Raw genomic sequence first — 7,593 nt, 5'->3', positions numbered from 1 at the left:
TCTCGCCCCGCTTGCCGGCCCGCACGATCCATGCGCCCACCTGATGCGTCCTTCCCGACAGGTTGAAACCGTTCCGAGCCCATTCTGCCCGCAAGGATGCGTAAAGGGCGAGGAGATGCTGCCAGCCAGTCTCTTCGGCACAGATGGCCTTGTCTCCGTGCAGGGCGGGGACCATGCGGGCACCGGTGACCTCCTCATGCCCATTTCGCGGTTGCGCCGGGACAGCACGGTCAGTCCGCGGGAGGGAACCAATCCATTGCCTGAGGCGCGGCTGCACGTCATGGTCGGTGGAGGGACCGGACGCATAGGCGAGGTACAGACTTCGAATAGCGTCCGCCTTGGAATGTCGCCCCAGTGCAGAAGGCTACGGGTGATGACCAGGCCGCTGGACCCGGCCACAGGGAGCTGACCCGGCGGCTGGCTACCATCGACCGGGGACCGCGCTCCTCCTGGGCCAAGGACCCCAGGGTCGGCTGCCGGATTCTCTGCACCAACTCCTTCAGACGCTGATAACAGCGCATACGTCGACATCCGCGGGCGGTTGGCTCAGTGAGGTTTCGTGCCTGTCTTCAGCTGTGGATCCTCCTGAGATGGCCCGGGCTAAGCCGTTGGCGAATTCCCCGGTGTGGGAAAATTGTGGGTACGGGAACGAATGCCCAGCAGGGCGTCCGGCTTATGGACACGCGTGCGGATTCACGTTTCGGCTGCTGTCGGTGGTCGCGGGTTTTCTGGCTGCGGAACCGGCTACGGCCTGACGGTGTCCGACCGCCGGCTCGAAATCGCCCATACGAACCTGGAGGAGCTCAAATCCGGTCCGGGGACCGCTCTGTGGGCCCAGCCGTGATCAGCAGGACCGCCTTATCCGTCTTAAGCCCAGGCAGGGAGAACAAAAACCATGATGCCCGATCAGGATCATCCCGTACTCGAACTCGATGCCGCTGAGTCCTGGGACCTGCTGGCCGGCTCCGATCTGGGCCGGCTGGCGGTCAGTGTCGGGGACTACCCCGAAATCTTTCCCATCAACTACCTCGCCCACGACGGAGTGGTGCTGTTCCGCACCGCCCAGGGCAGCAAACTCGTAAACCTGACCATCAATCGCCGGGTGGCCCTGGAAACCGACGGCTACACCGAGGACTTCGCCTGGAGCGTCATCGTGCACGGCACCGCCCGATCACTGCGGACCGGGGCCGAAATCGAGGCCGCTTCCCGGCTTCCCCTGCACTCCTGGATTCCGACGCCCGAAAACATCTACGTGGAAATCACCCCGCAGAAAATCACCGGCCGGCGCTTCGCCCGCGGACCGGAACCGCAGAGCTGACACCGCACCCACGGCAGAGGCACCCTGCCCTGACGCCGGGCCGGACCGCGGGCACGGATTTCGATGCCAGCCGGAAAACAAACCCGTTCAGGTGTTATTCCCCGGTGTTATTCCCCGGGGCTATCCTGAGATGACCCCAGCAGTGAGGAGCAGTTCGGCGCAGGTGCCCCGGTTGCCCGGGCAGGAATGACGGGTCGGTGATGAGTGCTCACAGTGAACCTTCGGACTCACATCAGTCAGCCGCTTCGGGAAAATGTGCCGGCCATGTAAACGTGTACGCCCAGCTGCTGCGGCAGGTTCAGCGGGATGGTCTGCTCAGGCGGTGCTACGGGTTCTACTGGATGATGATCATCGGGATGGTCCTGGCCACCGCCGCGATCGGGGTCGGCATTGTCCGGCTGGGTGACTCGTGGTACCAGCTGGTTCTGGCGGGGCTGCTGGGCGCGGTGCTGGCCCAGTTCGGGTTCCTGGGCCATGAGGCGGCGCACCGGCAGATCTTCCGGTCGCACCGCTGGAACGAGTGGGCGGCCCGGGTGATTTCCGGGCTCCTGACCGGGCTGAGCTACGGCTGGTGGAGCACCAAGCACAACCGCCACCACCAGGCGCCGAACCAGGTGGGCAGGGACCCGGACATTGTCTCGACGGTGATGGCCTTTACCCCCGGGGCCGCCCGGGGACGGAAGGGGTTCGCCGCGGCTGCGGCGAAACGCCAGGGGTATCTGCTCTTTCCGCTGCTGCTGCTGGAAGGCCCCCAGCTGCATGCGGCGAGCATCCGGACCGTGGTGGCCGCTGCCGGGGTGAGGCACCGGTGGGTCGAGGCGCTGTTCCTGGCCGTGCATTTCGGCGGCTACCTTGCCCTGCTGGCCGCGGTGCTGCCGCCGGGGAAGGCGGCGGCGTTCCTGGCCGTTCAGCTCAGCGTCTTCGGGTTCCTGCTCGGTGCCGCGTTCGCTCCGAACCATAAGGGGATGCCCTGGGTGCCGGCCAATGCCACCATCGACTTCTTCCGCCGCCAGGTGGTGATGTCGCGGAACATCCGCGGCGGCCGGCTGCTGGACTTTGCCATGGGCGGCCTGAACCGCCAGATCGAGCACCACCTCTTTCCGGACATGCCCAGGCCGAACCTGCGCAGGGTCCGGCATACCGTCCGCGCGTACTGCCGCGAACACGGCGTCCCGTACACGGAAACCTCCCTGTGGGAGTCCTACGGGACCATCATGCGGTACCTCAACCAGGTAGGCCTCAGATCCGGCGACCCGTTCAGGTGCCCGCTCGTGCAGCAGTACCGCGGGTAGTCAGTCGAAGGAGATCTGCCGCGCCAGTTCCTCGACTTCCTTGCGGCGGCCCGCCTCCGCGCGGCTCTTGAGCAGGGCCGCTTCGTCCCGTTGTTCCTGTTCACGGCGTGCCTGCTCGCTGATCTCCCGGACCAGGGAGCCGATCACCTTGGCCAAACCTGAATTCAGCTCTTCCAGATTGGTGTTGGCGATCTCCAGCCGCCGCTCGTCAATGCCGAGGCGGACGTGTTCGTAGCCCTGCTCCGCCAACCGCTCATGGGCCGCCGGTCCCTGAATCAGCTTGGCCTCGGCCGTGTTGGGCCGCCGGGAGAACGCGGCCGACACCGCATAGCGGGCCGGCGCCTTCCCTAGGTACAGTTCGCTCGGGATGGCAACTACGGATGTCAGCCGCAGAGTGGATTCCGGGGAGGTGTCCGCGGCCGACGGCGACAAATTTGTGTTCATATGCCATTTTCCCACCACCGGCTCTCGGAGTAACCTGCGCCCTATGCGCCGGCCCCGCTACGGCACGGCCGGTCATACACTGGAAGCAGCCGGGAACCTCCTGACTCTTCCAGGCCGTTGGAGTCCCGTCCATTCCGGGAATGAGCAATGAGCATGAATGAGTACGAAGCGTCCCTGATAATCAAGGCCGGAGCGGCGGAACTGCTGACCGCCTCCGCCGATCCACGGTCGGAGGAAGGGTACGCCGGAGTGCGGGCGAATATTTCCCAGGCCCTTGCCAGCATCGCTGCGGCCCTCCGGAATTTCGAAGCCGGCACGCTGGTGCCCGGCCGGTCCACCGAATGGGCCGCGGACCTGAACCGCGTCGCGGATGATCTGGCGGCCAAGTAGCTCCCGCTGGCTCTGCAGGGCCCACGACTGTGTGGGCAAGCTCAGCCGTATACCTCGCCGATTCGATGAGGAGCAGTACTGATGAAATCCCAACCCAGGACCGCCGCACGGCGGGCGGGTACCGCCGTCGTTGTTGTATTGACGCTTGGGTTCACCGCCGGCTGCGGTGACAACCAGCAGGATCCCTCCCGGCAGGAGGGCGAGGACCTTGAGGCCGTAGCAGTGGGCGTGGACGGGGATGTCGGGCAGGTGGAGGTCCGCAGCCTGCTCATCGTGTCCACCGCTCAGTCCGAGCCCGGGCGGCTGCTGGGAACGCTGTCCAACACGTCGGGCACGGAAGCGCAGATCACCATCGCCGACAACGACGAGGACCTGCCGCTGACCATCCCGTCCAACGGCGACATCACGCTCGACACCGAAGAAACCGTGCTGGAGTCCGTGGCCGAGCCGCCCGGGACCAATGTGCCGGTGACGGTCTCCGCCGGAGGGGAGAGCGCCGAACTGCTGGTGCCCGTGGTGGACGGAACGCTGGATCAGTACCGGCAGTATGCGCCGGGCGGCGGGGAAACGCGGCCGCCCGCGCCCATCATGCCCGGCTACTGACCGAGGCGGCTACTGACTCAGGTCCGGTTCCATCGCGTCGCGGATGACATCGGCGAAGTCCCCGCGCCGCCCGTACGCCTTCCGCTGCCGGACGGCACCGGAGCCGTCGCGGAGGATGCTTCCGACGACGGTGTCCACCATCGTCTCCTCCTGCCACTCCGCGAGCACCGGGCGGATCAGGTCCAGCAGCCGGGCGACGGCGTCGCCGGCCGGGCAGGGGCGGCCGGTCACCGGATCGACCAGCTCGCCCTCGACGCCCGATCGGCTCGCCTGCCAGGACCAGAGCTGCAGTTGGGTAGCGGTGGCCGGGTGCGGGGCACGGCCGGAGCGCCACTGCCGCGAGGCGGTTTCCACCAGGGCACGGACGACGCCGGCCACTCCCGCTGCGTGCAACGGGTCCAGGCAGACATCGGCCACGCGGATCTCCACCGTGGGGAAGCGCTTGGAGAGCCGGGCGTCGAAGTAGATCATGCCGTTGTCCATGGGCACGCCGGAGCCCAGCAGGTCCTCCACCTGCCGGTGATACTCGGCCGGCGAACCGAAAAGGTCCATCGGGCCGGCCGTCGGCCAGCGCCGCCACGCCTGGTACCGGTAGCTGCTGTACCCGGAATCGGTGCCGTGCCAGAACGGGGAATTGGCGCTCAGCGCAATCACCAGTGGCAGCCAGGCGCGGATCCGGTCCAGGACCGCGACGCCCTCCTCATCCGACTCGATCCCGACGTGGACGTGGAAGCCGCAGGTCAGCTGCTCCGTGAGGGTCAGCCCGAACTTGTCCTGCATCCGGCGGAACCGCGGGGTCGCGACCAGATGGGGCTCCGGGCCCAGCGGGGAAGTGGCCAGGGCGACCGTCCGTGCACCCACCTGCGACGCGGCCGCATCTGCCATGGCCCGGCCCGCACGGATGGAGGCGGCCAGTTCGTCCAGCCGGGACTGCGGCGGGCCCACGATCTCGATCTGCTCCTGCTTCACTTCCAGGGTGAGCTTGTGGCCGCCCTGGTCCTGGGCGGGTCCGGCGCTGTGGGCTGCTGCTTCCTGCGCCGCTCGGACGACGTCCTCGGCCGCGGCCACCAGCCGGGTTCCGGAAGCGTCGACCAGCAGCACTTCCTCTTCCACACCGAAGGTGCGGACCGGGGATTTAACGGAACGGGCCGCGAACCGTTCAGCCGGGCCTGTCTGAACCGGACTGTGCTGATCCGGACCGGGAACCGGAGGGCGGATGCGGGATGGAGTGATGGTCATCGGCAGACCTAACTCGTCGTTGAATTGGGCCGCCTCTTCAGGACCCAAAACCAAGGTAACAGCAGCCCGCTCCGCTGGCTACAGCAGCCCGCACCGCCGGACTCGTGGCCGAAGTTGATCAACAGTAGGCTTATGGTTACGGCTGGCGCGTGCGAGCGTGCCGGCGGTATGTCAATGACCCCTGCGGAAAGGACAGTTCGATGAGCGAGCAGACCAGTGGCCGGAATACGGAGGCGGACAAGTTCGTCACTCCGCATACCCAGGATGTCCGTGACGAGGGTGTGCCCGGGGATGCCGCGGATGAGGCCAACGTCCTGCGCCTGAGTGAAGAGCAGGCGCTGATCGAGGAGCAGGCCCGCGGTGTGAAGCCGGAGGGCTACAGTGTTCCGCGCAGCGAGCCCAGCATGGGCCAGGCCCGCGAAAACCTGGACCTGCCGGATGCGGGGGCTCCGGATGCCGCCCAGGACAGCAGTGACGACCCGATGCACGGCGGCGCCCAGCACTGACGGGCGGGGCCGTCGGATCCCGCTGCGCCGGACCCCGCTGAACCGGATCCCGGTCAGGATGCCCAACCGGCTGGGGATCCGCCGGCAGGCAGCGCTGGCGGCGGCTGTCGTCGTCGCACTGGCACTGCTGGCCGGCGGCGCCCTGCTGCTGTTCCTCCTCCAGCAGCGGCTGCTGGACGCCCTCGGGGACACGGTGGAGACCCGGGCGGCGGTCATCGCCACCGCCCTGGATGCGGATGGACTGGACGACGCCGGCGAGCTGGTCGAGCGGATGGAGAGCCGGGAGCAGGTGGTCCAGATCCTTGGACCGGACGGCGACGTCCTGGCTGCGTCCGATGAAGACGTCGCGGATGAGGCCATCACGGACCTGCTGCTGGGCGAAGAGGACACTGCGCGCCGGATCGTGGACCTGAACGGCGCCCTGGACGGCCGGTACATGGTGGCGGGCGAGGGGGTGGAGGAGGACGAGGTCGAGTACACGGTCCTGGTGGCCGCCTCCGCCGAGCTCCAGGCAGCCACGGTCCGGACCGTGGGCCTGTACCTGCTGGTGGCCGCGCCGCTGCTGGTGGCGCTGGTGGTCCTGATGGTGTGGTTCCTGGTCGGCCGGTCGCTGACCGCCGTCGAGGCCATCCGGGCCCGGGTGGCCTCGATCGGCCCGGCCGAGCTGGACCGGCGGGTGGACGTACCGCCCACGCAGGACGAAATCGCGCAGCTGGCGGAGACCATGAACGCGATGCTGGCCCGGCTGCAGGCCGCCGACGTGCGCCTGCGCCGCTTCGTTTCCGACGCCAGCCATGAGCTGCGCACCCCGCTGGCCGCGGCGAAGACCTCGCTGGAGGTCGCGGCCCGGGATCCTGGCGGCTGGCCGCAGTCCCGCGGCCTCGTCCTGGCGGAGCTGGAGCGCATGTCCCATCTGGTGGAGAACCTGCTGCTGCTGGCCCGGGTGGACGACCAGGCGGCGTTCGTGAGGTTCGAGGACGTGGATCTGGACGACGTCGTCCACGGTGAACTCCGCCGCCTGGCGGCCTCTCCGGCGCCCTCTCCGATGATCGAGGTGCGGCTGGAGCCGGTGCGGCTGCGCGGTGACGCCGGACGGCTGGCGCAGCTGGTCCGGAACCTGCTGGACAACGCGCGGCGGCACGCAGCATCGCGGATCCGGGTGAGCGCGGAGCTGGACGGCGCCCGCGCCCGCCTGGTCATCGACAACGACGGGGACACGATCCCGGCCGCCGACCGCACCCGGATCTTTGAACGGTTCGTGCGCCTGGACGAGGCCCGCTCCCGGGACACCGGCGGCAGCGGACTGGGCCTGGCCATCGTGGCGGAAATCGCCAAGGCCCACGGCGGCACCGTCCGCGCCGGGAGTTCGCCCGAAGGCTGGACCCGCTTTACCGTCGACCTTCCCGCGGCTCCGGATCCTCCCGATTCACCCCCTCGCTGAGTCCGCACCACACGTCCGTTAGACGCGGCTTTCGAGCGTCTGGCGCTGAGCCAGTAGGAGAAGCAGCGGAGCCAGGCGGGGCGCCAGGGTCTAAGCTGGCTGGAGAAAACGCAGGTGCGGGAGGTGCCCCGGATGCGCGTGCTGCTGGTGGAGGATGAGAAACTGTTCGCGGAATCGCTCTGCCGCGGCCTGGCCCAGGAGGGCTTCGTGGCGGAAGCGGCCCACGACGGCACCACGGGGCTGTGGCTTGCGCTGGAGAACAGCTACGACGTCGTCATTCTGGACATCATGCTCCCCGGCCTCAACGGCTATGAGGTGGTCCGCCGGCTGCGGGAGGCCGAGGTTTGGACACCGGTGCTG

Annotated in this window: 9 protein-coding genes; 7 read left to right on the top strand and 2 right to left on the bottom strand. The window is 68.1% G+C overall.

Annotation, left to right across the window (positions count from 1 at the left end; all coding sequences use genetic code 11):
* Positions 1–895 precede the first annotated feature (895 nt).
* Entirely contained in the window at positions 896–1,318 is a 423-nt protein-coding gene (locus tag AC5RW2_RS39150) for a pyridoxamine 5'-phosphate oxidase family protein (protein WP_494037319.1), read from the top strand.
* Positions 1,319–1,659: 341 nt separating this feature from the next.
* Positions 1,660–2,610 carry a fatty acid desaturase family protein gene (locus AC5RW2_RS39145; RefSeq protein ID WP_494075194.1) on the top strand — a complete coding sequence of 317 codons (951 nt, stop codon included), beginning with the start codon at positions 1,660–1,662 and terminating at the stop codon, positions 2,608–2,610.
* Here AC5RW2_RS39145 and AC5RW2_RS39140 read toward each other — a convergent pair whose 3' ends face one another.
* Positions 2,611–3,054 (bottom strand): hypothetical protein, encoded by a 444-nt coding sequence (locus AC5RW2_RS39140; RefSeq protein ID WP_494037100.1) that lies wholly within the window; start codon positions 3,052–3,054, stop codon positions 2,611–2,613. It abuts the gene before it with no gap.
* A 147-nt stretch (positions 3,055–3,201) separates the two neighbouring features.
* Here AC5RW2_RS39140 and AC5RW2_RS39135 point away from each other — a divergent pair, with 147 nt between their 5' ends.
* Together AC5RW2_RS39135 and AC5RW2_RS39130 are read left to right on the top strand one after the other, a co-directional pair.
* Complete coding sequence (locus AC5RW2_RS39135; protein WP_494075193.1) at positions 3,202–3,444, top strand: hypothetical protein; 243 nt, start codon at positions 3,202–3,204, stop codon at positions 3,442–3,444.
* 81 nt (positions 3,445–3,525) lie between these two features.
* The gene (locus AC5RW2_RS39130; protein WP_494032361.1) at positions 3,526–4,047 is read left to right on the top strand and encodes a hypothetical protein; all 522 of its coding nucleotides are present in this window, start codon (positions 3,526–3,528) and stop codon (positions 4,045–4,047) included.
* A 9-nt stretch (positions 4,048–4,056) separates the two neighbouring features.
* On the opposite strand, the gene AC5RW2_RS39125 is transcribed toward AC5RW2_RS39130, so the two are convergent.
* The gene (locus AC5RW2_RS39125) at positions 4,057–5,286 is read right to left on the bottom strand and encodes a carboxylate-amine ligase (RefSeq protein ID WP_494032360.1); all 1,230 of its coding nucleotides are present in this window, start codon (positions 5,284–5,286) and stop codon (positions 4,057–4,059) included.
* A 200-nt stretch (positions 5,287–5,486) separates the two neighbouring features.
* On the opposite strand from AC5RW2_RS39125, the gene AC5RW2_RS39120 reads away from it, so the two are divergent.
* The 3 genes from AC5RW2_RS39120 to AC5RW2_RS39110 form a co-directional block, all read left to right on the top strand.
* Entirely contained in the window at positions 5,487–5,792 is a 306-nt protein-coding gene (locus AC5RW2_RS39120) for a hypothetical protein (RefSeq protein WP_494032359.1), read from the top strand.
* Positions 5,758–7,233 (top strand): sensor histidine kinase, encoded by a 1,476-nt coding sequence (locus AC5RW2_RS39115; RefSeq protein ID WP_494032358.1) that lies wholly within the window; start codon positions 5,758–5,760, stop codon positions 7,231–7,233. Before AC5RW2_RS39120 ends, AC5RW2_RS39115 begins: the two co-directional genes overlap by 35 nt.
* A gap of 132 nt (positions 7,234–7,365) precedes the next feature.
* A partial coding sequence (locus AC5RW2_RS39110; RefSeq protein ID WP_494075195.1) for a response regulator occupies positions 7,366–7,593 on the top strand: 228 nt, incomplete at its 3' end.

It is taken from the genome of Arthrobacter sp. B0316-1-20 (genome assembly GCF_059091865.1).
The sequence above is the reverse complement of the archived record's forward strand: the minus strand, read 5'-3'. Positions and strand labels throughout refer to the sequence as shown.